General features: G+C 36.4%; 17 protein-coding genes, 1 other RNA gene and 2 pseudogenes. 15 read left to right on the top strand and 5 right to left on the bottom strand.

Features of this window, described 5'->3' with window-relative positions; genetic code table 11:
• Nucleotides 1-221 precede the first annotated feature (221 nt).
• On the top strand, nt 222-587 hold the full coding sequence (locus ACK4EX_RS09325) for a hypothetical protein (protein ID WP_409772099.1): 366 nt from the start codon (nt 222-224) through the stop codon (nt 585-587).
• 360 nt (nt 588-947) lie between these two features.
• Here ACK4EX_RS09325 and ACK4EX_RS09320 read toward each other — a convergent pair.
• Nucleotides 948-1,445 (bottom strand): annotated as a pseudogene (locus ACK4EX_RS09320) (transposase); the annotation flags it as partial.
• A 51-nt stretch (nt 1,446-1,496) separates the two neighbouring features.
• Nucleotides 1,497-1,700 carry a hypothetical protein gene (locus ACK4EX_RS09315; RefSeq protein ID WP_409772097.1) on the bottom strand — a complete coding sequence of 68 codons (204 nt, stop codon included), beginning with the start codon at nt 1,698-1,700 and terminating at the stop codon, nt 1,497-1,499.
• A 523-nt stretch (nt 1,701-2,223) separates the two neighbouring features.
• Between ACK4EX_RS09315 and ACK4EX_RS09310 the strand changes: the two genes are divergently transcribed.
• From ACK4EX_RS09310 to ACK4EX_RS09295, 4 genes are all read left to right on the top strand, one after another.
• The gene (locus ACK4EX_RS09310; RefSeq protein ID WP_409772094.1) at nt 2,224-2,571 is read left to right on the top strand and encodes a hypothetical protein; all 348 of its coding nucleotides are present in this window, start codon (nt 2,224-2,226) and stop codon (nt 2,569-2,571) included.
• 73 nt (nt 2,572-2,644) lie between these two features.
• On the top strand, nt 2,645-2,989 hold the full coding sequence (locus tag ACK4EX_RS09305) for a heavy-metal-associated domain-containing protein (RefSeq protein WP_409772092.1): 345 nt from the start codon (nt 2,645-2,647) through the stop codon (nt 2,987-2,989).
• 59 nt (nt 2,990-3,048) lie between these two features.
• Entirely contained in the window at nt 3,049-5,280 is a 2,232-nt protein-coding gene (locus tag ACK4EX_RS09300) for a TonB-dependent receptor (RefSeq protein ID WP_409772090.1), read from the top strand.
• Between the two features lie 2 nt (nt 5,281-5,282).
• Entirely contained in the window at nt 5,283-6,080 is a 798-nt protein-coding gene (locus ACK4EX_RS09295) for a cation transporter (RefSeq protein ID WP_409772088.1), read from the top strand.
• Nucleotides 6,081-6,447: 367 nt separating this feature from the next.
• Here ACK4EX_RS09295 and ACK4EX_RS09290 read toward each other — a convergent pair.
• A pseudogene (locus tag ACK4EX_RS09290) lies at nt 6,448-6,933 on the bottom strand (transposase); the annotation flags it as partial.
• Nucleotides 6,934-6,984: 51 nt separating this feature from the next.
• A complete protein-coding gene (locus ACK4EX_RS09285; RefSeq protein WP_409772086.1) occupies nt 6,985-7,188 on the bottom strand; it encodes a hypothetical protein in 204 nt (67 codons plus the stop codon).
• A 448-nt stretch (nt 7,189-7,636) separates the two neighbouring features.
• Here ACK4EX_RS09285 and ACK4EX_RS09280 point away from each other — a divergent pair, with 448 nt between their 5' ends.
• From ACK4EX_RS09280 to ACK4EX_RS09235, 10 genes are all read left to right on the top strand, one after another.
• Nucleotides 7,637-8,143: a hypothetical protein gene (locus ACK4EX_RS09280; RefSeq protein ID WP_409772084.1), complete on the top strand. Its 507-nt coding sequence runs from the start codon at nt 7,637-7,639 to the stop codon at nt 8,141-8,143.
• A 6-nt stretch (nt 8,144-8,149) separates the two neighbouring features.
• Nucleotides 8,150-9,010, top strand: coding sequence for a hypothetical protein (locus ACK4EX_RS09275; protein ID WP_409772083.1), 861 nt, complete (start codon nt 8,150-8,152; stop codon nt 9,008-9,010).
• A 175-nt stretch (nt 9,011-9,185) separates the two neighbouring features.
• Nucleotides 9,186-10,613, top strand: a complete 1,428-nt coding sequence (locus ACK4EX_RS09270; RefSeq protein ID WP_409772081.1) for a hypothetical protein — start codon at nt 9,186-9,188, stop codon at nt 10,611-10,613.
• Between the two features lie 4 nt (nt 10,614-10,617).
• Entirely contained in the window at nt 10,618-11,355 is a 738-nt protein-coding gene (locus ACK4EX_RS09265) for a flagellar motor protein MotB (RefSeq protein WP_409772079.1), read from the top strand.
• Between the two features lies 1 nt (nt 11,356).
• Nucleotides 11,357-12,178, top strand: coding sequence for an HNH endonuclease signature motif containing protein (locus ACK4EX_RS09260; RefSeq protein WP_409772078.1), 822 nt, complete (start codon nt 11,357-11,359; stop codon nt 12,176-12,178).
• A 2,347-nt stretch (nt 12,179-14,525) separates the two neighbouring features.
• Nucleotides 14,526-14,918, top strand: a transfer-messenger RNA (tmRNA) gene (ssrA, locus tag ACK4EX_RS09255).
• Between the two features lie 71 nt (nt 14,919-14,989).
• Nucleotides 14,990-16,807, top strand: coding sequence for a M1 family metallopeptidase (locus ACK4EX_RS09250; protein WP_409772076.1), 1,818 nt, complete (start codon nt 14,990-14,992; stop codon nt 16,805-16,807).
• 79 nt (nt 16,808-16,886) lie between these two features.
• A complete protein-coding gene (gene secDF, locus ACK4EX_RS09245; RefSeq protein WP_409772073.1) occupies nt 16,887-19,970 on the top strand; it encodes a protein translocase subunit SecDF in 3,084 nt (1,027 codons plus the stop codon).
• A gap of 104 nt (nt 19,971-20,074) precedes the next feature.
• Nucleotides 20,075-20,335 (top strand): twin-arginine translocase TatA/TatE family subunit, encoded by a 261-nt coding sequence (locus tag ACK4EX_RS09240; protein ID WP_409772072.1) that lies wholly within the window; start codon nt 20,075-20,077, stop codon nt 20,333-20,335.
• A 1-nt stretch (nt 20,336) separates the two neighbouring features.
• Nucleotides 20,337-21,272 carry a hypothetical protein gene (locus ACK4EX_RS09235; RefSeq protein WP_409772070.1) on the top strand — a complete coding sequence of 312 codons (936 nt, stop codon included), beginning with the start codon at nt 20,337-20,339 and terminating at the stop codon, nt 21,270-21,272.
• 2 nt (nt 21,273-21,274) lie between these two features.
• On the opposite strand, the gene ACK4EX_RS09230 is transcribed toward ACK4EX_RS09235, so the two are convergent.
• On the bottom strand, nt 21,275-24,361 hold the full coding sequence (locus ACK4EX_RS09230; RefSeq protein WP_409772067.1) for an ATP-binding protein: 3,087 nt from the start codon (nt 24,359-24,361) through the stop codon (nt 21,275-21,277).
• Nucleotides 24,362-24,368: the final 7 nt, after the last annotated feature.

Raw genomic sequence — 24,368 nt, 5'->3', positions numbered from 1 at the left:
GATCTAAAGTGATAATAATACAATATGCGAAAACTGAAATATGTAAAAAAATAAAATAAAAGAACCGCCAACATGCATTTGGCTTCGTACAGGGTGAAGTGTTTAAATTCAAGTGCAGTTTTTCGAATCAATTTTTGAGCTTAGTTCAAAGTTTTGTGTTACTAAATTTGACCTGAAAGCCGAGCAAAAAAATATTTTTGTGAATATATAAATTAAAATAAATGAACAATTCTATCATACTTATTATAGTAATTTCCTTCTTTATTTTGAGTAAAGGAGCAATGGTACAAGATAATATTGGTTTGAAATTCTTTGGACTTAGCATTCATCCAAAAGGAGAAAAAGAAAATTCTTTCTTGATGTCAAATAAATTAGATAATAACGCATATTTAGTAATGAACTATGGAATAGAGATTCTGATTGAAAAGTTTGTATATATTGATATAATATCTGTAAAAGCAGTTCAGGCATTGTACGCTGACTGTGCGGAGAAATTAGGTGGTTTTTCGCATATTGGATTAAGAGCAAAAATCTTTAAAAAAGGCAAGCATAGCTTATTTGGAGGAATAGGACCAACCTTGGTGTAAAGAAGAAATTGGCAATAAATTAATGGATATGTCAATCGAGACAGATTTAAGGGTGGTTTCAATGATAGATGGCAACACTTATTTTTGTGGTATGGAGGTGAAATTGAATACAAGTATATGATATCGGACAGAATCGATTTTTCAGCCTCGCTCATCCCAGGGTACCCAGAATTAATGAATTTAGCAGTTAGGATAAACTTAAAGTTCAATTATGGGAAAAACTTTAAAGGGAATGAAAAGATAACCACCAACATAAATAACCGATGTACAACCTTTTTTTAAATTCAAAAAACTAAGTTTTTTTTATATTTTTGAATGCAAAAGCTGCGTTTTATGCACATTCGGAATTGTTGATTATTTTTATTCTTCGTTTAATTGGACAATATGGGGATTCAAATAAAAATATTTGATACAATTTTTTATATTACTACATACTTTCTCATATTGTTGCATAGCTTGCACTTTTATCAGTGCTTTGCGTTGGATAAACTTTAGGTATTTTTTCAGATTATAACTCATTGCACTCAACAATACATGCTTGTTAGCTCCCGCCATCCCTCGAGTGTTTACTCTTCTTAAGTTTAAATAGTTCAGCAAAGTGCCCAACACCGGCTCTACTGTCTTACTACGTATGCGGCTTCGTTTTTTAGCATAATCCTTCTTCTTGCTTAGTTTTTCATGCATCCTATCGTAATAGGGTTTATCAATGCTGTCTTCTATCTTCTTAAAATCACTCTTGCCTATGCAGGTTTGTCTTAAGGGGCAATCTTTGCATTTGCTGTTATCGCTGCGGTAGATCCTTTTGGTGTAACCCTTGCTGTCTGTTGCTATTTTCCTGAAAGGTAATATGGCCCTGTTTCCTCGCTGGCATTCGTATTGGTCTTTTTCCTAGTTCTATATAAAGCCTTCCTAGCTTACCAAACATATTTTGAAAAATACCACCGGGTCGATACTGGCCTGGCCTTCTTTGCCGTAATAGGGCTCGGTAGCTTTATACAAAAAGTTTAAATCAATGGCTCTTGACAGCTGACGATAAAAATTATCTTCCGGTACCAGGCTGTCTATATGCACCTGATAGAGCATTTTGGGTTGTAATTCTTTTCTGCCTTGCATTTTGCAAGCTTAATCAAATATTATCGCTTTTATGCTTGTTTTTTACATTATTTTTTCACAGTTTTGAGTTAGTTGTGCAACAAGCACAAAGTGTATATGCCATAAGGGTTTCAGTGGGTATTCAAGCATTGTAGCCCGCTCAAACTTTCGTGTCGGTGGACAGGTTACTGCTCCGCAAACCCTTACGGCACATACACTCGACCGTTACCAGCAAGCGTAAAAAGACACCGACAAAGCAGACAACGCCCCTACCGACTGACAAAAACGCTTTACAAAACTTGACGAATGAACAGGACTTTTAAAACATACAGTTGGACAGCATGTAGGCCGACACTCATTGCCTCCCCTTCTATATTTTTTATTTTCCCCACCGCACTTTTTTAATTCAATTTTTAGCCAACCCACATTGGCACATTGGCTTTTGCCCCGACACTCAAAGCCAACCCTTCGGCAAAAGCCAAAGAGCCAATTTTGCCAACGCACAGGTTAGGATTTCATAAACAAATCATATCTTTGCAGAGCAATGAAATTATTGACATTCATATTAGCAACTTTTATTCTATTCCTTGCTGTTAAGCCGGGAATTGATTTGCTTTCATTGCAGACAGACACCGTGCAAAATTGTTGTGGCGGACAATGCACCCCGATTTCAGACAATGACAACTCACAAGAACAAAATAAAGACAACGACTGTGACGGAAAATCCTGTAACCCTTTTCAGGTTTGTAGTTCTTGCGTTTTAGTTTGCTTGAATTTACCGTTTGACTATCTTCCCAAACCAACAGCTTTCTCAGACAAAGGATTTACCTATCAATCCGCTTTTACTTCTCAATTTGCTTCTGACGTTTGGCAACCGCCAAAAATTGTTTAACAACCTATTAGACATTGCACCGAAAAACTCGGAGCAGTAATTCTTATCGTTAAACAATTCAAAATCAGAAAAAATGAAATTCATAAAATCATTCGTTTTGGCTTTCATAGTATTGACAGCCACAGCAAACAGTGCGTTTTCGCAAACAACACCTAACAACCAGACAACGGACAGTTTAAAAATAGTTACCATAAAGGTTAAGGGTATTACCTGTTCAATGGACTTGAAAATGATTTCCGCCAATGTGGAGAAAGTGAAAGGCGTGATCAGTTGCAAAGCGGGAAAACAAGGCACAACAACAACCTTTGAATTGAAATATAATCCTGCATTGGTTACGGAAAAGGAAATTTTTGCTGCTATTGAAAACACAGGCAGTTGCGAAAACCCTGACGAAAGACCATACAAAATAAAACAGTAAATCATTTTATAGTGCAGGGTGCTTTTCAATGCCTTGCACTACTTTTAAAAATCAAGACAATGAAAAAATACATATTCATTGTTGATTTACTTTTTCCGTTTAGCCTTTCGGCACAAACTATTTTAGGAAAAGTAACCAACGACAAAAAAGAATCGCTAATTGGTGCAAGCGTTTATTGGCTTGGTACAACTATTGGCGTATCCACAGGCAACAAAGGAGAATTTGAAATTTCTGTAAAAGATATTTCAGACAAAAAACTCATCGCAAGTTATGTGGGACATTCGCCTGACACGATTGAAATTACCAATCAAACCTTTGTTGAGTTCCGTTTGCAAGAAACAAAAACACTTAATGAAGTAGTCGTTCAAGGGCAACGGAACGGAATTATCATTTCAGACATCAAGCCAATTAAAACCGAGCAAATTACGCAAACAGAATTAAGAAAATCTGCTTGTTGCGACTTGGCAGGTTGCTTTGAAACACAAACCACCGTGCAACCGCAAACGACTAATGTAATTACGAACTCAAAAGAGTTACGGATTTTAGGTTTATCGGGCGTTTACAACCAAGTGTTGATTGACGGCTTTCCAATGATACAAGGTTTGTCCTACACTTATGGTATCAGCAGTATTCCTGGCACATTGGTTGACAATATCTATGTTTCAAAAGGAGCAAACAGCGTGTTGCAAGGTTATGAGAGCATTAGCGGACAAATCAATGTGGAAACTAAAGAACCCGACAAAACAGACCGCTTGTTGCTCAACGCGTATATGAACAATTTCTTGGAGAAGCACTTCAATGCCAACTATGCTTTTAAACAAGGCAAATGGAGCAATTTAACAGCGTTTCACACCGTGCAACCAGCCAATAAAATTGACCGAGACAACGATAATTTTCTTGATTTGCCTTTGCTTACCCGTTATATGATTTCCAACAAATGGAAATACGGAAATGAAAAAGATTGGGGTTGGAACAGCAGAATTGGTTTACGTTTTTTCAATGAACAACGCATTGGCGGACAAACTTTTTTCAATGCTGAAGGCGACAAAGGAAGCACGAGCGTTTACGGGCAGAGTGTAAATATTAACCAACCAGAAATTTGGACGAAAACAGGTTATCGCATAAATGATAAACACAATGTCGTTATGTTTGCTTCGGCTTTTCATCAACAACAAAATTCATTTTTCGGAACGGTAAAATACAATGCACAACAAACCAATTTTTACGGAAACATTCAGTATGAACTGAACTACTCCAAACACGATTTGAAAACAGGAATAAGTTACCGTCATCTGAACTTGAATGAAGATATTGCATTTACCGATACTTTTTTACAGCGGACTTATGCAGGAAATTATCAGCGTTTAGAAAACATTCCCGGAATTTTTGCCGAAAACACAATGCGTTTTTTAAATAATAAACTCACTTGGATTACTGGTGTTCGGGGCGACCACCACAACCAATTCGGTTTTCAGTTTACACCAAGAACTTTGTTGAAATACGACATTGCTCCCAATACCATTGTTCGGGCAAATGTCGGAACGGGTTGGAGAACGGTGAACTTATTCAGCGAGAATATCGGATTGCTTGTTAGTTCAAGAGACATCATTTTTGCCGAGCAATTACAACCCGAAAAAGCGGTAAACTTTGGCATAAACCTGACACAAAAGTTTGAGACGAAAGACAACAACTTTTCAGGTTACTTCAGTGCTGATTACTACCGAACAGATTTTCAAAATCAAATCTTTCCTGACTACGACACAGACCCCACTAAAGCAATTATAAAAAACTTTACGGGGACAAGTTTAAGCAACGGTTTTCAGGCAGAATTGTATTTTAAAATTTACAGAAGGTTTGAATTGAAAACAGGATATAATTTTTTGGATGTTTACCGACAAAAGGGAGAAACAAAACAATTATTACCGTTCAACCCTATGCACAAAGTGCTGACAACTTTTAGCTATAAACCCTTGACAAACAAATTTCACTTTGATTTAAATGTCCATTGGTATGGAGAACAACGTTTGCCCGACACTAAATCAAACCCAATAGAATTTCAACGACCTGACTTTTCTCAACCTTACACAATCGTAAATGCACAGTTCACTTACAACTTCAAGAAATTTGAAGTATATGCAGGTTGCGAAAATATTTTTGACTTCCGCCAAAAACAACCGATAATCAGTTGGCAAAACCCGTTCAGTCCATACTTTGACACATCTTCCGTTTGGGGTCCGACACGGGGACGAGAAATTTATGTTGGAGTTAGGTTTAAATTAGAAGGGATTTAGTTATGACAACAAAAAGCATTTTTCATATATCAAAAATGGATTGTTCAAGTGAAGAACAATTGATAAAAATGAAATTGGAGAGTTTGGACAACATAAAATCATTGGAGTTTGACATAGCCAACAGAAAACTTACTGTATATCATAACGGACAAGTTGAATCAATTTTAGCATTATTGGAAAGTTTAAACCTGAACACAAAATTGGTTTCAACAGAACAAAATGAAATGACTTTTGATGTAGAATCTAATGGCAAAGAAAGTAGATTACTTTGGACAGTTTTAATTATCAATGTTTCATTTTTCATTATTGAAATAATTACAGGTTTCATTGCTAATTCAATGGGCTTGGTAGCTGACAGTTTGGATATGTTGGCAGATGGCATTGTTTACGGTCTTGCCTTGTTTGCAGTTGGCGGAACGGTCGCAAGAAAAAAGAACATTGCAAAGTTTGCAGGGTATTTTCAAATCGTCCTTGCTCTTATCGGGTTTACAGAAGTCATAAGAAGATTTATCGGCATAGAAAAAATTCCTGACTTTCAAACAATGATTATCGTTTCCATTTTCGCTTTGGTTGCGAATACAATTTGCTTGTATCTCTTGCAAAAAGGCAAAAGTAAAGAAGCACATATGCAGGCAAGTATGATTTTTACTTCAAATGATGTCATCATCAATACAGGAGTAATCACGGCAGGACTTTTGGTAAATTGGCTCAATTCATCCTATCCTGACTTAATCATTGGAGCAATTGTATTTATCATTGTAGCAAGGGGAGCATACAGAATATTACAACTTGCCAAATAGCAAACTCACATAAGCACACACATTTTGCAGCCGCTCAATCCAGACACAAAAACCAAAGCTGCAAAAGAGCGTGCTTATTCCCATCCCAAGAAAAAATTGAATTAAAAAAACTCCTGCCCTTCTGAAAATAAAAAATACCCGACACGCAAACCTCGACAGAAAAATAAGGACTGACTTAAAAATCATTGACAGTAAAGCGTTCCAGGACACGGACGACAGAACGCCAGCTGGTAACAGCGGTAACCGTTGCACAACTCCCTTCTAAACTCAAAAAATAAGTTTTACAGCAAAAAAATGGCTGCATTAGAGCCCTTTTAAGAGCACTTGGTTTAGTTCTTGATTTTTTGCTTTCGTTTTTTTGCTACGCTTAAAATGAAAGTATTGAAGCCATTTTGGGGTATTGCAGAAAATTTTCGGCAGTATTCCACCTTATTTCGGGTTTGGGCATGGCTTGCACTTTTATTTGTGCTTTGCGTTGGATAAACTTTAGGTATTTTTTCAGGTTATAACTCATTGCACTTAACAATACATGCTTGTTAGCTCCCGCCATCCCTCGAGTGTTTACTCTTCTTAAGTTTAAATAGTTCAGCAAAGTGCCCAACACCGGCTCTACTGTCTTACTACGTATGCGGCTTAGTTTTTTGGCATAATCCTTCTTCTTGCTTAGTTTTTCATGCATCCTATCGTAATACGGTTTATCTATACTGTCTTCTATCTTCTTAAAATCACTCTTGCCTATGCAGGTTTGTCTAAAGGGGCAATCTTTGCATTTGCTGTTATCACTGCGGTAGATCCTTTTGGTGTAGCCTTTGCTGTCGGTAGCTATTTTCTTAAAGGGTAGTATCGCTCGATGTCCTCGCTGGCATCCGTATTGGTCTTTTTCCTAGTTCTATATAAAGCCTTCCTAGCTTACCAAACATATCTTGAAAAATACCACCGGGTCGATACTGGCCTGGCCTTCTTTGCCGTAATACGGCTCGGTAGCCTTATACAAAAAGTTTAAATCAATGGCGCGTGATAGCTGACGATAAAAATAATCTTCTGCTACCAGGCTGTCTATATGCACCTGATAGAGCATCTTGGGTTGTAGTTCTTTTTTGCCTTGCATACTGCAAGCTTAATAAATGTATGCTTGCTTTTTACAATATTTTTTCACACATTTGAGTTAGTTGTGCAATAGGCACATGGGTTTTGCGTCAGGCGGGGTGACCCCGATGAAAATCGGGGCAGGCTGTGTAAACTTGAAGCTTTGTGCTACATTTGAACTTTCGTGCTTCGTATCAAGTGTAGTGCTAAAAAGCCCGCCCGAACGCAAAGCCCGAAAACGTTAGCAGCAACTCTAAATAAAATTGAGATGGAAGAAGAATTGAAAATAAATTATCAAAAAAAATTTTGCAGAAGAAATTGAGGACCAAAATAGGTTGCACTACATTACAAAAAAATTTGACCATATAGTTGAATACGAACCGGGGGCCTGGAAATTATTTGAGCCTTCTAAATTCATTTATTCTTAATTTGCTTTTAATTCATTCTATAATTTTGATTGGGAAGTAAGTTTGAAAAACAGAAAATTAATCGCATTCCCTAAAAGAATTGAAGATGGAAAGGAAATTGAGCCATTGGAAGTTAAAAAGTACAAAGCAATGATTGATTTTATCTTTTCAAAGGTCGACAATAGTGATAAAGAGTTTTTTGTGAAAATGATTAAGGGCAAAGACCCTATTGATAGGACTATTGAAACAATTTCAAGAATAACGCCTAATAATCGCATTACAGAATCTGAAAGGGAAAACTTTAAAAATGAATTTGAAAACTTAATGAGGTCTATTGAAATTAAAATTGGGAAATTTAAAAACGATATTATCCGTTTTGTTTATATGGTTCGTAATAACATATTTCATGGAATAAAAAACACAATTGAAATGTCAGAGGTATTTCAAAGGAAAAGGCTTGAAATTTATTCAAGGATTATTATTGCTGTTAATGAACTTCTTTTTAAAGTTTTAGAAAAAACCACTGACTTTAGACCTCATGAAAGATATAGCTTATCAACTCATTTTTAGACTATAATGAAAACGTTAGTTTATTTTGCTTCCGGTCCAATTAGAGAAGAATATAAAGAACTTTATTTTGATAGAATATACCTTATTGATAACTGTTTCAAGTATGGAAATAGGTATCCTAAGCAAATTTTCAAGATTGACAACATCACATGCGTAGGTATGGATTGCCTTGAATCAATTGCTTTTTTAAAAAAAGAGAATGTACAAATTGATTGCTTTGTGTCATTGAATGAAGGACTTTACGAAGGAGGTGGTAGCTATGCAATTAATTCCGATATGTTTTTAGGTTATGCTATGCCCTTGTTCAAGGAACAGTATATTCACATCATGAATAAAAACTATTATCACAACATGTATCATGTTAGCATGGACTTGCCCTATGATATCGAAGAAATAAAAGAAGATGATTACAGATATTTGAGTCCATTTATTTTTTCGAAAAATAATTATCATAGGGGACATGCGAAAGTTTTTCAAATGAGAAAGCTTGCGATGATAAAAACTCAAATAATAATAAACCCTCACCTTAAACTTCAAATAATTCATGACAGTATTTGGAATTACTATGAAGAACTTGATGCTTTGATAATTTCTTTTTCAGATCAGGGTCAGCGAGACTTTTTCGACAAAATTCCAAAAGTTATTAATCTACTTAGAACTAACATAGACGAGATTTTTGAATTCTGTCAAAATAATAAGGTAAGAAGAATAGGCTTTACACCCTTTGGACGTGGGAAATATATCAGTTTCTTGGAAAAGCTAAAAAACTTAAAAAATGAATACCCAAAAGAAATATTATTGTTTCACTTAAACAAGAATGATTATAAAGAAATAAAAAAGTATGCTGGTAACAGCACCTACACCTAATATCCTATGAAAGAGCAACTTGAAACAGCGAACTCCGCAGAAACATTGTACCGAGTGACAGTGACGAATCCCGCAAAATGGCTACTGGGCATAGCTGCAAAAACGTTGTGCGAAACCCTAAAAGACAACGACAATGACAAGAAGTAACTTTAAGATTAAAAAATAGACTGATAGAATGGAAACATATATGCTATTTATTTACGGCCTTATTGCTGGCTGGACACTTTTCTCACTTTATTACATTTATCGAGTTTGGTCGCTAAAAGACAGTAACAAGATAGTTCCATACGTTTATGATTCTATCCCTACAGTTTTTACAACACTTGGAGTTTTAGGGACTTTTGTCGGCATATATTTTGGTTTAAGAAAATTTGATGTAAATGATATCACTGGCAGCATTCCCACACTTTTGGACGGACTTAAAACTGCTTTTTCAACTTCAATTTGGGGCATTTCTTTATCTCTGCTTTTTGGTAAAATATCACAAATAGTTTTGAGAGCAGTCGAAATGAAGGCTCCGCCAAAACCAACTGATGAGTTAGCAGCATTGCAGGAAATGACATTAATACTTAAAGATTCAAAAGAACAGAATCATTCAAATTTTAATACACTCAATCGTTCTCTAGTCGGAGACACAGATGATAGTTTGTCAACACAACTAGTTAAGCTTAGAAACCAATTCACTGAACTAGAAACAAAGTATGACAAACAATACCAAACTCTTGAAAAAGTTCAGCAGGCACTCGGTGGAGATGGAGAGACAAGTCTTTTGACACAAATTCAAAAGCTTAGAGCGGAACAGAACGAATATTCAAAAGAAGCAAAGAAAAACATTGACTGGATAGTAGAGTCAATGAACAAGAATAATGAACTAATAAGCAGGAAGTTTGATGAATTTTCTGAGTTGCTTGCTAAGAATAATACTGAAGCTCTCGTTGAAGTAATGAAGCGGGCAACAGAAGAATTTAATGCTCAAATGTCTGCTCTTATTGAAAAATTGGTTCAGGAAAACTTCCAAGAGCTCAACAATAGCGTTCAAAGAATGAATCAATGGCAACAAGAAAACAAGGAAATGATTCAGACACTGACTGACCAATTCAGAAATGTATCAAACGAATTTGCAATTACTGCCAAGGCTATAAAAGAAATTACTGAAAACACTACCAAGCTTACAGATGAAAATAGCCATCTAACTAAATTGATAGAAGAATTGCAAAAGGTAATGATTGATGATACTAAGTTCCAGGAAATAGTGGGTAAGTTAACTTCAACAGTGGACACATTAAAGGATAATACAGAAGCATTTGATGAAACGACAAATAAGCTTAACAATTGGGTAAGAAATCAGATGAACTTTAGTGATAGCGTTGCAAAACTTCTGACAAGGTTAGAAGAAATAGAGAAAATAAAGGATATCAATGAAGTTTTCTGGGCGAATACGAAGAAACAGTTAAATGAAGGCGTGAGCATTATTGAAAAAGCGAGCAAAAGACTTTCCGATGACCTGGAAAATATCAATGCAGAGTTTTATGAAAGATTGAACGATACTCTACAAAATCTTGACACATTGATTCAAAGGATTATAGTCAACTATGAAAGATAACTAAATGGCTATTCACAAGGGAAATAACAAAAGCAACGAAAGTAACTGGATATCATTCTCAGACATAATGACGGGATTGATGGTTATATTTATGTTCATTGCGATATCATATATTTTTGAAGTTCAAAAAAAACAAAAAGAAAGAGATATTATCTTTGAAGAGTTTAAGGCAACTAAGGAGGAGTTATATGCGGAACTAAAAAATGAATTTAAAGATGACTTTAAAAAATGGCAAGTCGAACTTGACAAAGACCTTTCTATAAAATTTACCAATCCGGACGTTCTTTTTGAATCAGGACAAACCACAATTCGGCCTTATTTTGCTCAAATTCTTGATGATTTTCTCCCAAGATATTTCAATGTTTTATTGAAGGAAAAATATAAAGATAAAATTTCTGAAATAAGAATAGAAGGACATACTGACACAGTTTCAGCTTTAAAATACGACCAAGATCCATATATTGGTAATGTAATATTATCACAATTGAGGTCTGCTCAAGTTTTGAAGTATTTCAGAAATATGGAATACTATAAAAATTTATCCAAGAAAGATGAGCACAGACTCCAGTTTTGGTTGACTGCTAATGGACTTTCGTATGGTCGCACATTAGATGATAACAAGCAGCTAACGGCTATCTCTGGCAAACCTGCGAATAACAATTTTTCAAGACGTGTGGAATTTAGAATAATTACTACTAGTGAAAATCTGGTAGAACGAGTTTTAAAAGAAATCGGTAAATAATATGCTTTATCAATTTGATAAACTTTCTAAAAAACTTGATGAGTGGGGATTTCCCTCTCTCAAAAGTTCTAGTGGTTTCAGAATTATTAAAGGTATTGACTTTGAAAAAGCATATAAGGCAGGTTCAATTTCATTTGAAGATGATGGAATTTATCTCGAATACGAGGGTAAAAAATATCGTGGCTATATGTTCATTAAAGAGCCTTATATCTCAACTTATGGGTCATATCCAAAATTTCATCTTACAAGATGCCATATCATTAGAAAGTTTATCGAAGAAGGTAAATTTAAAGAACGTTACGAGTGGTCAAATTCAAATGTTAACGACCTAATTGATAAGACAACAAGAAAAGAATACAAAGATCAAGTACTCGTATACTGTGGTTATTGCAAAAGAGAGATTTTTGATAGCATTGAAACCACCGAAGACTTTTTTGACAAATTAGATAAGAGTGATATTGAAAAAAACAATATCGAAGTTGATATTTTCGGATATGTTCGTGGCAAAGAGAAAATAAGTAAAGATTACCGAGAAAAAAGAAATTACACTTGTGAATCATGTGGGATTGCCCCCAAAGCAGCAATTCATAGGAGATATTGGCATACTCACCATATAGACGGTGATAAGACAAACAATAAGGAAAGCAACTTACAGTGTTTATGCATTTTATGTCACTGTTATAAGGATCCCAGACACGAAGAAAATTTTAATAAGAACAGAATGAAAATCGAATTAAAATCATTTATTAAAATTTATAGAGACGAACTAATCAAAATTCAAAACCCTTTTTTGAAAAAGTATGACTATGAAAGCCAAAGCTAAGCCACACACATTGTCAAGTCACACAATCCGACACACAAATCAGCACTTGACAATGAGAGTCTCATTTCCTACCATGCAAACGAAAATTGAGGACGAAATAACAGAAGGGCAGCACACAACAGCGGTAACCGTTGCACAACCTCTTTTTTAAATCAAAAATTAGGTTTTACAACAAAAAAATGGCTGCATTAGAGCCCTTTTAAGACTACTTGGTTTTTTCCTTGATTTTTTGCCTTGCTTATAATAGAACTTTTGAAGTCATTTTGGGGTATTGCAGTAAAGTTTCGGTAGTGTTACATTTTATCAATGGTTTGGACATATTATGCACTTTATATTGTGCATTGTATTTGTTAAATTTTAGATATTTTTTTAAGGCGATAATTCCATTGCACTCAACTAAAGATTCTTCCCGGATCTTCTTTAAAATGTTTGTAAAAAATTCAAATCAATAGCTCGCTACGGCTGAAAAATCATCTCCTCCTACTAAACTATCTAAGTTACCCGATAAAGGATCTTGGGCTGTAGTTTTTTTTTTATTGTAAACTTAATCCAGATATTATTTCTTTTTCACTTGCTTATTACATCGTTAACTATACTTTAGAGTTGGTTATGGAATAGGCTCGGGCGTTTGGCGTATTGGTTGGTGCAGTGCCTTGTAAAACTATTTTATCGTAATACACGACATCATATGTATTAACTCTCTCATGCGAAAAATTGCAAAAACCTTTAAAATAAAGCCTTTATTGTAAAATTATGAAAAAAAATTCTACTTACCACTCTCACCGCATCTATGTTTTCTTTCAACTGTTATACTCAGGAGATCACTAACAGTCATCGATATAGTATCGAAGTCTTCCCTTAGGTAGCCTTTTTTAGAATTTATTCCGCACAAATGGTTTGTTAATTAACAAAAAATGACCATCTAATTATTGGCTTTACTTATCTGAAAAATTATTAACCTAATAAAAATGATGCTATCGGGCAGTTTAGTGCCTCCACTATTCCTATCGGCTACAGGCGATATCTCTGGAAAAATTTAAACATCGAGGGGCAATTATGGCCTGCATACAATTTCTATAAAGATCTGACACAAGATAAATTCTACAACGGATTTGATCTGGCTGCCAGCGTTCGGTTTGGATATAGGTTTGATTATAAAATTTTCAAACTTCCGCTATACACCAATGTTCAGATCGAGTATCTTTTAGGAATATACAGAGGCAATAAACCCGTAGGAATATACAGAGGCAATAAACCCGCCAATTATGGCGATGTTGATATCGGAGTGCCCGTCTTTCCTGCCCTATCTATTGGTTTCAGATTGTGATTTGCACAGCTGTTCCACGTATTCATTATTGGTATTTTGTGGGTAGGAAAAAGCTTTACCTGGCACTAATATTAACTTTTCTTGGCCTGCTTGGTATTGGCCCGATACTCAATATGGACATTGTTTTGCCCGCAGAAATATTAGAAATTTTAGAAGCATATTTCACTGCCTAACAAATCAAATTATTGGTTCTCATTAATCCGACTATTAATTAGTCATTGCAATACCTATTGGAACACTTCTGTATTAAAAAAATCTCACCGTTCCGATTCTTGAAAAATGGGTAGATCTCATAATCGACAGGTTTAAATTATGCTGAAATACCAAGGTTCTGGGTACCAGGTGGAGTAGTTTAAGGGGGTTTGATTTTTTGGGTAGTGTTGATTTTAAAATACCTTAAGTCTGATGAGTTTGAAGAAATATCTAAAACACTCCAGCCTACCCTTGCTGCAAGGTTTTTATACAGAAAAATTACGGAAGTAATACTCCTCAGATTTTGCTTAATGATCCTATTGGTTCAGCTCTTTTTGAAAATATCAGTTAAACGCATGAAGCTGTTTTAGATTGCCTTATTCTTACTGTACTGATTTTTGCCATGGGGCAGTATCCTGCAGTTTATCAATCGATCGAAAATCCATTCTTTCTGTTCTTAATCTATTCTCTTTGAGAACTCAGAGGGAGTCATAGTATTCGGTTGGTTGTATTAGATAGAAGGATTAGAGATTGCCTGCATTGCCCATTTGATTTCTAAAGTGGGTTATGATACTCACAGACCGGATCGTTTAAGTTAGTCAAAACTTGAATGAATTTTAATGCATGATAAGGCAATAACTTTCAGAATGAAGGGAAATAATTTGGATTAAATTTTATACTTATGGATTTACCTATCGAAAAAATTTAGGATTTCACGTATATTTCTCAAAAACTGTATGAGAGGGATACTATGCAGTAGACAACAGTAAATATTTTGGAAAAAGTTTTGCACAAAAGTTGATAATTTTGCGCCTTGCAAAGTTCTTTGGGGCTGACTGGTTTTGACAGCAAGATGAATGTGTCAGTAAGCATGCCGAGCCAGGTGACGACGCTCGTAAATCTTGGTCACAGCCATAAATGGCAACAACAACTACGCACTTGCTGCTTAATCAACGGGATGTTGATTAGCTTTATCTGTCACCAGGTGGCAGAGCAAGTCATCCTGCCACAGCCGATTCGCCCGGCGGTGGGTTACAGGGTGTCATAAAAGGGTGAATAGGGGAGTGAATGCTGCAGTCACACCCCGAAATTGAAGCAGCTAAGCCATCGGCAGGGTGTCTGTCTCCATCCGGTGGTCGAAAAAGCAACGACAGACTAAGCATGTAGAAAGCTGATGTATTCCTTGTTTGGACGCGGGTTCGAATCCCGCCAGCTCCACTCAATCGACCGACATATTGTCGGTTTTTTTATTTTCGGCCGGTGGTTTTCTTTGACGTTTAAACATTGGCCGAATGATCAACAGACGATTTTTCTTCCTTACCTTATTTTTCTTCGTTCACATCGCACATGCTACAGACTGGCAGCTCCGGGTAAAATATGATATAACTGTAGATTTTGACGACCGCAGGCATCAATTTACGGGCTTGCAAAGGCTGGTGTTGTACAATCAAAGTCCGGATACGCTTAATGAACTCTTTTTTCATCTGTATTACAATGCCTTTCAGCCGGGCAGCATGATGGATGTGCGCTCGCGCACCATAGCCGATCCCGACCGAAGGGTAGGTGACCGCATCTCAAGGCTCAAGCCAGAGGAAATCGGATACCATCGAATTCAATCTTTGAAGGTGAATGGCAAGGATACGCCCTTCAATGTGTACGAAACCATTCTCCATATACCTAAAGCACTTGTATTGCCGGGCGATAGTGCAGTGATAGAAATGCGCTACCAAAGTCAGGTGCCTGTGCAAATCAGACGTACAGGCCGATACAACGTAGAAGGCGTAGCTTACAGCATGGCACAATGGTATCCGAAGCTGTGCAACTACGACCGGCTCGGCTGGCATCCTAATCCTTACGTCGGCAGGGAGTTTTATGGCGTTTTTGGCGATTGGGATGTGCGCATCACCTTGCCGGCACGATATGTAGTAGCAGCTACCGGAGTTTTGCAAAATGCAGATGAAATCGGTTATGGTTATTCAAAAAAATCCGTAAAACACAATCCCAACGGGCGTATTACGTGGCACTTCAAGGCTGAAAATGTGCACGACTTTGTGTGGGCTGCCGATCCGGAATATGTCCATAATACCTATCAAATTTCTGATGGCCCGCTACTACGATTTTTTTACAAGCCACGAACCGCAAACGTAGCCACATGGGAACAGCTTCCTGCCTATATGGAGCGCTTCTTTAAACTGATGGAGAAATACGTTGGAAAGTATCCTTATCCTGTGTATTCCTTTATTCAGGGTGGGGATGGAGGAATGGAATATCCGATGGCCACACTTGTGTTAGGTAGCGGAGAATTAAAAGGTATGGTTGGCCTATGCGTGCATGAGGCAGCACATTGCTGGTTTTACGGCATTCTGGGATTTAATGAATCGCTACATCACTACATGGACGAAGGATTTACTACGTATGTGGAAGATCTGATTATGAATGAGCTCTTTCCTCCTGACGATCCTCTCCGCCGGGCTAATCCGCACATCCCTTCGCTTGAGCGCTATGTGGCATTAGCCCGCGATGGCAATTTTGAACCTATGGCTATTCATGCTGATCATTTTCACACAAACAGAAACTATGGTACGGCGGCCTATTACATGGGATCTTTATTACTAGCTCAGCTCGAAGGTATCATCGGTCGCGAGAAAGTGATTGAGGGGCTAAGGCTCTTCTATGATACCTATAAATTTAAACATCCCGGCCCTGATGAACTGCGCAAGTGTATGGAAAAAGTGTCGGGTGTAAAGCTCTATTGGTATTTTCATCAATGGATTAACTCCACCAAAACACTTAAAGTAGCCATCAAAGAGGTGCGCGAAGATGCAGACGGACGAGCAGTGGTTGTGATTGAAAATTCTGGTAAAGCAATCATGCCTGTAGAGGTATATGTAGAAGCCGATAAAGAATATGCCTATTTCGTTCCAATCGATTTAATGTATCAGACTCAACCTCGCCAAGGATTTGTTACAGCGCCCTATTGGCCTTGGGTACGACCAGTTTATGAGCTTAAAACTGATGTACCATACAAGGAAGTTAAGAAAGTAACGCTTGACAAATATTACAGATTGGCACGAGTGGATTTTAAAAACCAGGTGTGGCCATTTAAATAAAACTCAGGACTTTTGAATTAGAAACGGTCGGCTATATTTGCGGCCTCAAATTAAAAAACTCATTAATCCATCGTAAGGAATGCAAAATAAGGGACTTATCAAAGGCTTTGCTATAGCCTTTGCCATCGCTTGCCTTTACCAGCTCACTTTTACCTTTACAGCTTCTAGAATAGAGCGAAAAGCCCGTGAATATGCCAGGGGCGACAGAGAAGCCGAGCAGCGCTATCTCGACTCAATGGCTTCTGAAAAAGTTTTAAATCTTCTTATAAGAAAATATACATACGCCGAAGTCAAGCAAAAGGAACTGAACCTTGGCCTCGACCTGAAGGGAGGTATGAATGTTATTCTAGAGGTACAGGTACGCGACATCATTCGCAGCTTAGCTGGTGATAAAAACAATCCTCTCATCCTCGAAGCACTTGACAATACAGACAAAAAGCTGAGAAGCACTCAGGACAATTACGCCAATCTGTTCTTTACAGAGCTCGATGCACTGATGAAGGCTAAAGGCCTATCTCTGCGTTACTCCGACCCCACGCTTTTTGGCACCAAAATGCTCAACGACCGCGTAGGTTTTAATGCGCCTGATGAAAAAATTAAGGAAGAAATTCGCCGTGAGGTACAAGGTGCTATTGACAATGTATTTACTGTATTGCGCGCCCGTATTGATCAATTTGGCGTTGTGCAGCCAAACATACAAAAGCTCGAAAACAGTGGACGCATTCTCATCGAACTTCCGGGTGTGAAAGAACCTGAGCGTGTGAAAAAACTTTTGCAAAGCACCGCTCAGCTCGAATTCTGGAATCTTTATGAAGGTTCCGAATTTCTTGACTTTCTCAGCCAGGCCAATGAGCGCTTGAGAGTACTGGTGCCAAGAGATAAGGAATCAACTACTATTGATGAGAAGAAAGATCAAAAAGCCTCAGATATACTTAATATCAAGAGCGTAGATGACGAACAAACTACCGCGCAAGCCGAGCAAACCAGGACAACTACAGATACTGCAAAAGCAGAAAGCGATACCTCTGTGGTAGAAAATCAATACAATCCTCTCTTTGAAGTACTTGCACCCTATTACGATTTTCAAAACAACCGTGCAGTTCCGGGTCCGATCGTTGGTATAGCCCTTGTAAAAGATACAGCTAAAGTAAATAAGTATCTTTCAATGCCTCAAATCAGAGCATTACTCCCGGCAGACAAAAGATACGTGAAATTTCTTTGGTCAGCTAAGCCTGAAGGGTCATCACAACAATTGTTTTTGCTAGCCATTAAAGGAAATCGCGACGATCGTCCAGATCTGTCTGGCGATGTGGTGATCGATGCCCGTCAGGACTTTGACGAGCGAAATCGCCCCATCGTAACCATGACTATGAATGCCGTGGGTGCTCAAAAATGGCAGAAAATTACTCGCGAAGCAGCAAGCCAAGACCCAAAGCGCTCAGTGGCAGTAGTGCTCGACAATCTTGTATACTCTTTTCCGCAGGTGCAAAATGAAATTCCAGGTGGTCGTACTCAAATCACAGGCAATTTTACTATCCAAGAAGCTCAAGACTTGGCAAACATTTTAAAAGCCGGTAAACTAGCCGCGCCTGCCCGCATCGTTCAAGCTGACGTCGTGGGACCTTCTCTTGGTAAAGAATCCATCAGAGCTGGTATTTGGTCTTTTGTAATTGCGCTGGTGATCGTGTTGATTTACATGATCTTTTATTACCAAAATGCAGGCGTGGCTGCTAATGTTGCACTTGTAGTAAACATGTTCTTCATTTTTGGACTGCTGGCCTCACTTGGTGCGGTGCTAACCTTGCCAGGTATTGCCGGTATAGTTCTTACCATAGGCATGTCAGTTGACGCCAATGTGATTATTTACGAGCGCATTCGCGAAGAGTTGCGTGCCGGTAAGGGATTGAAACTGGCTATTTCTGACGGTTACAAAGCTGCTTACTCATCCATCATCGACGCTAATGTTACAACATTGCTCACCGGTATCATCCTCTATGTATTTGGTACGGGTCCGATCAGAGGCTTTGCTACTACATTGATCATCGGTATTTTCACTTCTCTTTTCTGTGCCATTTTCATCACTCGCTTGATTTTTGAGGCTCGTTTAGAAAAAAAGAAAAGCATTACTTTCTCTTCAAAGTTTACGGAAGGAATATTTACCAATTCAAAAATTGACTTCCTAGCTCTGCGCAAGCGCGCTTATTTTATTTCAGGAGCTATTATTGTTGCAGGTATCATCTCTCTGTTTACAAGAGGATTAGATTATGGCGTTGACTTTGTAGGTGGCCGATCTTATCAAATTCGCTTTGATCAACCCGTTAATACAGTAAAACTGGCAACTGCAATAGGTGAATATTTTATCGATGAGTCAGGAAAAAAGATTGTACCTACCGTAAAAACCATCGGATCTGCCAATCAGGTAATTGTTACCACCAAATACAAAATCAATCAGACCGGACTCGAGGTAGAAAATGAAATAAAAGGCAAACTCTACCAGGCCTGCAAACCTTTTTACGCAACTGAAGTTCCTGAAAGCCAGTTTCTGGATAACGACAGCGGAATCGGTATAGTGGCTGAGCGACAGGTTGGTCCTACCATAGCCGACGACATCAAGGAGTCAGCAATTTGGGCATTGGTTTTCTCATTGCTGGTGATCTTCTTGTATATTCTTGTTCGCTTTAGCCGTTGGCAATTCAGCCTTGGCGCAGTTCTGGCAGCCTTCCACGATGTACTGGTGGTAATTTCACTCTTCTCGTTGCTCTACGGCATCGTTCCGTTTACGCTGGAAATCGATCAGGCTTTTATCGCGGCATTGCTTACAGTTATTGGTTATTCGCTTAACGATACTGTTATTGTCTTCGACCGCATTCGCGAGTATTTTGCAACCCACAGCCGTCGTAAACCTATCAACGAAGTAATCAATGAAGCGGTGAACAATACATTAGGTCGCACGATCAACACCTCTCTTACCACTTTATTTGTATTGGTAATAATTTTCATTTTTGGTGGTGAAGTAATTCGCGGGTTTATGTTTGCCCTCATGATGGGCGTGATCGTAGGGACTTACTCATCTCTGTTCATCGCAACTCCTGTAGTATACGATACCTTCAGCGAAGAGGATCGTATAAAGCTGCAAGAAGCACACAAGGCTGCAAATGTTTAGTTGTAATTTGCTTGAGTGAAATTTAGCACTTTTAAAAAGCCGGATGAAAACCGGCTTTTTTATTTATTGGCTATATCTTTGCTCATCATAAAGCGTTTTAAAAAGTGCTTCTTTTTATAGGATTTGGTGAAATTGTCTTCATTCTACTGTTTGTTCTGCTTTTTTTCGGTGCTGATTCCATTCCAGAAATTGCTCGCAGTTTAGGGAGAGGTATTTATGAAATTCGCAGAGCTACTCAGGAGATAAAAAATGAAATCACTCGTTCGGCTGAAGAAGTAATCGAAAAAGATAAACTTAATGATACAACAAAAGAAATCGAAAAAGTAAAACAAGAAATCGAAGGTACCATAAGCCGAAAGCGTTAGTATGATCGAATTACTCCTGATTCCTGCTGTTATTCTCATCGGATCAGGATATTTTTTTTTATTTAGGTTTACGATTCACATTTCAGTTTTTTTTCGCCATCAGCCTGCTGCAGTGGGCTTTTTAATATTGTCGGCATTTACATCATTACCAGAAATTTTTTGTGTTTTATACAGCATATATTTTCACTATACGTCTGTGCCATTTCCTCTAGTAATCGGCAGTAATGTTTTTAATTTCACACTGTTGCTAGGTCTGGTAGTATGGCGATATCCTGTGAGGGTTTCAGGATTTCATCGTGAAGAAGATCTATGGGTGCAGATTTTATTTGGTTTTATACTGTTTTTGAATTTCATATATACATCAAAAATTCATCCCGTTACTTTCATAATTTTTTTCATTCTTTTTATTCTCTTTGGTTATTTAGTTCGTAAAAGTGTTCTAAGGAATTTAAATGAAAGGCAACTTCCTGCATCGTCCTTTATTAAAACACATCCCGTTTCATCACTTCTTTATGGAGTATTATTGACGTTTTTTGGCAGTATTTTTCTTGTAGAATCAGGCCAGGCTGTTTCATTCGTGTTTGGCGGAAAAGATGTGCTAACAAGTGCTCTACTCATAGGTAGTATTACAAGCATTCCGGAATTTTTACTTACCATTTATTTAATTCGAAAAAATATTTCATCTGTCGCCATATCTAATTTGATGGGAAGCGGTGTATTTAATTGGGTAGTAGTTTTCGTATTTCCATTGTTTTTTTGGGGTAATTCTGATGATAGCTCAATTAATTATCGATGTATGTTTGGAGCTTATTTCTTTTCCTTGATCACTGTTTATTTTTATATATATTTAAAGAGAAAAACATCTATAAAACAATTTGATTCCCTGGTCTTTTTAACTATTTATATACTCTTCGGATTTTGGATGTATTTCTGTTAAACTTAAACAATTTTTTCTACCAGAGGTAAGTAAATATGAAAGGTAGATCCTTCGCCGTAAGTGCTTTCGAGCTCTACAAATCCATCATTTAGTTCCGTATAATTTTTTACAATATATAAACCTAAACCCGTAGAACTTTCTCCTTTTGTGGGCTTAGCAGAGAGACGTTGAAAAAGCCCAAACATTTTTTTCTTATCTTCTTCAGTAAAGCCAGGTCCCTGATCTTTGATACTAATTTTTACGAATTCTTTACCGTTTCTAATCTCAGTGTTGATACCTATTTCAACAGTGGAATTTTCATTGCTATATTTAATTGCATTCGAAAGCAAATTTTGAAAAACTTCTCCTATTTTTCTTTCATCCACATTTACCAAATATTTGCCTTTAGGTTGAAAGTGAATTTGAATATTTTTTTGACGAGCATAATTGTTCATTAAAGAGTAATGCTCACTCAATATTTCAATGATATCTACGATTTTTTTGTCAATTTTTTGTTTAAATGAGTCTTGACGAACGCTGCTTAAAATGTCTTGGATGATGCTCATCATCTGAGTCGTAGAGCTCTTAATCATCGACAGGTATTCCATCAACTCCTTCTTTATACTTTCATCGAGATCGGTAGTAGAAATAGTTACCTCCATCAACTCTTTTATGCCATCTATTGCACTTAGAGGATTTTTTAGGTCATGAGCATATACACCGAGCAATTGATTGCGCTGTTTTGATAATTCATATAATTCTTCCTTTGAACGCTCAAGTTCCTTCTTTTCATCGATTAATTCCTTCGTTCTGAGTTGTATTAATTCTTCGAGTTCTTTGTTCTTTTTTGCAAGATAACTTTCTCTAAGTTTTTGGATATATAAAAGTATAATTACAATTAAAATAACTAAGAAAATAATAAAATAAAGATTTAAATACCAGGGTGTTTTGACATGTATAGGTATAGATTTTATTTCACTATTAATTCCATAAATGTTGCGTGCATAAATTTGAATTTCGTAATTACCAAAATGTAATTGCGGTATCACAATAATATTGCTATTTTTTAATTCTTGCCATTCGTTGTTGCCATTCTTTATTCGATAGAAATATGTAATCTTATCTTGACCCTCGTAATAAGGAGACGTGATAAATATTTGCAAAGGACCATAATCGTAATTTAGTACTATTCTATTTCGTTTTTCATCGTAGTATCCTTTTTGATTGTACAACATTTGTTGAACGGTAATCTCAAGCGGTTGATACAGTCTATGGGATTTATTTAAATCAAGTACATAAAGTCCTTCAATAAAAGAAATCAAAAGTTTATCGTCATGTGTTAAATGCCATCCGGCAAATCCTCTCTCCGGCAAGTATTTAAAAATTTTATTAAAATCACTATCTATTGTGAGAGACGAATTAATTAAGTAAAATTCATTTTGATTTTTTTCGTTTGTTAATTTAATAAATAATCCAAATTTTGAAGGATTTATATTTGTTACGAATTGTTTTGAAATATAATCGCCGAAGTCCGAAGTTCTTCTTAAATTATTTAAGTATTTATCTGGTTTAAAAATACCTTCTTGAGTCAGTATATATATCTGATTGTTTACATATACTATTCGATTATTGAAGTAGGAAGGTAATCCTGATTTTGTATCATAAAATTTTATTTTTCCCTCAAATAAAAATCCTACTCCACTTGATGTAGTAGAAAACCATATCCTTTTATTTGTATCGACTACAATGTCACTTATTTCTACCTGGTCTAAGGTTTTCAGAAATTCAAAAGAAACTTTTGAGAATTTTATCGAAAAAATTAAAATTAAATGATTATTATAAACTCCAAAAATTTTGTTGGCATTATCGAAGGTGAAAATGTTTTTTCCCTCGGAAAATTCAAACAACTTAGTGAACTTTTGTTTTTCAAATATATAAATAGCCTTATTTGTTAATACAAAGAATGAATTTTCATCTATTTTATAAATTTTTCGGATAATCTCGTTTATTTGATGAATTTTTTTTAGTTCGCTGTTTTCAAAAATATAAATGTTGTATTGATCCGATAAGTAAACTGCATTTTTGAGATCAACAAATGAATGTATTACGCCAAATATGCCATCTGAGTTTGTATAAATACTGTAGGGTGATCCATAATTGATAAATCGGATTAAATATTCTTCCGCTGTCCAAAGATTTCCAAAATAATCTTCATATATATCGTTTACAAACTCATTTATTATTTTATTTTCTTGGTTATAAATGCATTTGATGTGAAAAGAGGAATCTGTAATGACAACACCTGCATTTCCCAATGCAAATGCATAATTTCCGTCAAACAGATGAAGAATTTTTCTAAGAGAACCATTTTTAATGTATTTTGAAACCTGATTGCTTTCAAATATTACGTCTTTTACTTCATTGTTTTCTATTTTGCATTGTGCAACTACACCATCGCTAAAAAAAACTTTAGCACCTTGTGTTGTTGGAAGTATAAATTCAATTAATTTGTCGTTAAAAATATTACTGTTTTTTATGAATTTTTTCTTTCCACCAACGATTGCAAAAAGGCCCACACCTTCCTCCTGAACGAAAAAAGTATTTTTATACACAAAAGCTTTGTAAAATGTATTGTTCTCAGGTTGATGAATAGTGATTTTCATTTGATCGTATTCAAAAATAAATTTTTCACTTATAAAGTAAACATTTTCAGTAATAATCGTTTGCCATATTTTTCCGAATGAAGTTTGGGAGAGCGGTAAAAGATTGAATAAGGAGATATATGTCCATTTATTTGAATTGTCAAGCTCAATATAACCGAAGTCTTCTAATCCCCCTACATAGATATTGCAATCTTCAGGATTGTAATGTATTGAATATACTTCTGAGTTGAGCCTGTTTTTTACAATTTCCCAGTTGTAACCGTCAAAGATTTTAACTCCTGCTGAAGATGCAACAATTATTAATCCTTCTTTAGTTTGGGTTACTTGCCAGTTTATTCCACTTCCTTTGGTAATAGTAGGGCCAAATGTTTTAAATAAAGGCTTTGGATTGGAATAAATAAATATGGAATGTAGAAATATAATTAAAAAAATAAAAAATTTTCTCACATTTGAG

The sequence above is a fragment of the Thermaurantimonas sp. genome, assembly GCF_046299575.1.
In the GTDB taxonomy this organism is placed as follows: Bacteria; Bacteroidota; Bacteroidia; order Flavobacteriales; family Schleiferiaceae; genus Thermaurantimonas.
Note: the sequence above shows the minus strand (reverse complement) of the source record. Positions and strands in the feature narration are given on the sequence as shown.

What these genes read in the sequence shown, in the direction of transcription:
- ACK4EX_RS09275 (WP_409772083.1), top strand. Translation starts at nt 8,150, where the DNA reads ATGAAAACGTTAGTTTATTTTGCTTCCGGTCCAATTAGAGAAGAATAT.
- ACK4EX_RS09250 (WP_409772076.1), top strand. Translation starts at nt 14,990, where the DNA reads ATGATCAACAGACGATTTTTCTTCCTTACCTTATTTTTCTTCGTTCAC.
- ACK4EX_RS09305 (WP_409772092.1), top strand. Translation starts at nt 2,645, where the DNA reads ATGAAATTCATAAAATCATTCGTTTTGGCTTTCATAGTATTGACAGCC.
- ACK4EX_RS09315 (WP_409772097.1), bottom strand. Translation starts at nt 1,700, where the DNA reads ATGCAAGGCAGAAAAGAATTACAACCCAAAATGCTCTATCAGGTGCAT.
- ACK4EX_RS09295 (WP_409772088.1), top strand. Translation starts at nt 5,283, where the DNA reads ATGACAACAAAAAGCATTTTTCATATATCAAAAATGGATTGTTCAAGT.
- ACK4EX_RS09325 (WP_409772099.1), top strand. Translation starts at nt 222, where the DNA reads ATGAACAATTCTATCATACTTATTATAGTAATTTCCTTCTTTATTTTG.
- ACK4EX_RS09265 (WP_409772079.1), top strand. Translation starts at nt 10,618, where the DNA reads ATGGCTATTCACAAGGGAAATAACAAAAGCAACGAAAGTAACTGGATA.
- ACK4EX_RS09300 (WP_409772090.1), top strand. Translation starts at nt 3,049, where the DNA reads ATGAAAAAATACATATTCATTGTTGATTTACTTTTTCCGTTTAGCCTT.
- ACK4EX_RS09310 (WP_409772094.1), top strand. Translation starts at nt 2,224, where the DNA reads ATGAAATTATTGACATTCATATTAGCAACTTTTATTCTATTCCTTGCT.
- secDF (WP_409772073.1), top strand. Translation starts at nt 16,887, where the DNA reads ATGCAAAATAAGGGACTTATCAAAGGCTTTGCTATAGCCTTTGCCATC.
- ACK4EX_RS09260 (WP_409772078.1), top strand. Translation starts at nt 11,357, where the DNA reads ATGCTTTATCAATTTGATAAACTTTCTAAAAAACTTGATGAGTGGGGA.
- ACK4EX_RS09235 (WP_409772070.1), top strand. Translation starts at nt 20,337, where the DNA reads ATGATCGAATTACTCCTGATTCCTGCTGTTATTCTCATCGGATCAGGA.
- ACK4EX_RS09270 (WP_409772081.1), top strand. Translation starts at nt 9,186, where the DNA reads ATGGAAACATATATGCTATTTATTTACGGCCTTATTGCTGGCTGGACA.
- ACK4EX_RS09285 (WP_409772086.1), bottom strand. Translation starts at nt 7,188, where the DNA reads ATGCAAGGCAAAAAAGAACTACAACCCAAGATGCTCTATCAGGTGCAT.